This window comes from Trebonia sp. (genome assembly GCF_049794275.1).
Taxonomy (GTDB): domain Bacteria; phylum Actinomycetota; class Actinomycetes; order Streptosporangiales; family Streptosporangiaceae; genus Trebonia.
Map to the genome: position 1 here is coordinate 1 of NZ_JBARCR010000726.1, position 1562 is coordinate 1562.

The 1562-nt window shown below is 74.3% G+C and carries 2 protein-coding genes; both read right to left on the reverse strand.

The window, feature by feature from the left end; genetic code table 11:
• Positions 1-147: 147 nt before the first annotated feature.
• Complete coding sequence (locus tag WA805_RS19240) at positions 148-1128, reverse strand: AAA family ATPase (protein ID WP_425243022.1); 981 nt, start codon at positions 1126-1128, stop codon at positions 148-150.
• Positions 1125-1562: hypothetical protein (locus WA805_RS19245; protein WP_425243023.1), on the reverse strand; the 438-nt coding region annotated here is incomplete at its 5' end. The genes WA805_RS19240 and WA805_RS19245, both read right to left, overlap by 4 nt.

Genomic DNA, 1562 nt, shown 5'->3' on the forward strand with positions numbered 1-1562 from the left:
GCAGCAGCGCCGGCGCCGCGACACCCACCAGCTCGGGACGCCTGGTCAGCGTGGCGAGCAGCAGGCCGGCGAGCGCCAGCGTGAGCAGGCGGCGGGCATGCCGCGACGGCCGCCAGCGGACCTCGACCTGCTGCACGGGACCGGCCATTAGCGGGTGACCGCCGCGGCCGGGGCGGCAGGGTCGGTGCGGGGGGTCGGCACGGCGCCGAGCAGCCGGGCCACGACGTCGTCGGCGGAGACCCGCCGCACCCACAGCTCGGGGCGCAGCGTGATCCGGTGCGCCAGCGCTGGCACGGCCACCTGCTTGATGTCGTCGGGAACCACGTAGTCGCGCTGGTGCAGCAGCGCCTGACCGCGGGCCAGCTGGATGAGCGCCAGGCCGCCGCGCGGCGACGCGCCCACCTGGACCTGCGGGTCGCGGCGGGTGGCGGCGACGATCGCGACCACGTAGTCGAGCAGGTCCTCGCTGATCTCCACCCGCTCCAGCGACTCGCGCATCTCCAGCAGCCCGGCCGCGGTCGTGACGGCGGCCAGCGGCACGTTCTCGGCGGCCCGCGCCACCCGGCGGCGCAGCATGTCCGTCTCGTCCGCGGCGGACAGGTACCCGAGCCGCAGCCGCATCAGGAACCGGTCGAGCTGCGCCTCGGGCAGCTCGTAGGTGCCCTCGTACTCGATCGGGTTGTCGGTCGCCAGCACCACGAACGGCTCCGGCAGCCGCCTGGTCTGGCCGTCCACGCTCACCTGGCTCTCGCCCATCGCCTCGAGCAGCGCGGCCTGCGTCTTCGGCGGCGTCCTGTTGATCTCGTCGGCCAGCAGCAGCTGGGTGAACACCGGGCCGGGACGGAACACCATCTCGCCGTTGCGCTGGTCGTACAGCGGCGCGCCGATCACGTCGGACGGCAGCAGGTCGGGGGTGAACTGGATGCGCGCGAAGTCGAGCCCGAGCACCCGCGCGAACGACCGGGCGATCAGCGTCTTGCCCAGTCCCGGCAGGTCCTCGAGCAGCACGTGGCCGCCGGCCAGGATGCCGACCAGGACCAGTTCCAGGGTCCGGCGGCGGCCGACCACGGCCTTCTCGAGCTCGTCGAGGATGGCCGCCGCCTGCCGCGCGGTCTCTTCCGGTGTCACAGTTGCTCCAATCGGTTGACCAGCCGGGCTAGCGTGCGGTGCGAGATGCCGTGCCGCCGCCTGTCGCGCTCCGCCCTCGACAGGGCCTGCTGCGGGTCGACCAGGCTCCACAGGGCTTCGTCGCCGCGGGCGCGGCAGAAGGCACGGCGGGCGGCGGCCGGCTCGGTGTACAGGTTGATGCCGTGATTCTCGGCGAGCCGGGCGGCGAGCAGGTGCTCGAGAACCGGCCGCAGGTCCGACTCGTACGCCCCCGCGGCGGACAGGCTCGAGGCGACGACGAACCTGCGCTGCGCGTAGCCGAAGATCGGGCGCGCTACCTGCTTGTCCCTGGCGCGCCGGACCGAGTGGGCCGCCGCCCGGGGAAGCAGGGCGCGCAGCACGACCATGCTGACCGCGGCGGCGGCGATCGCCACCACCGCCAGGCCGGGCCAGCC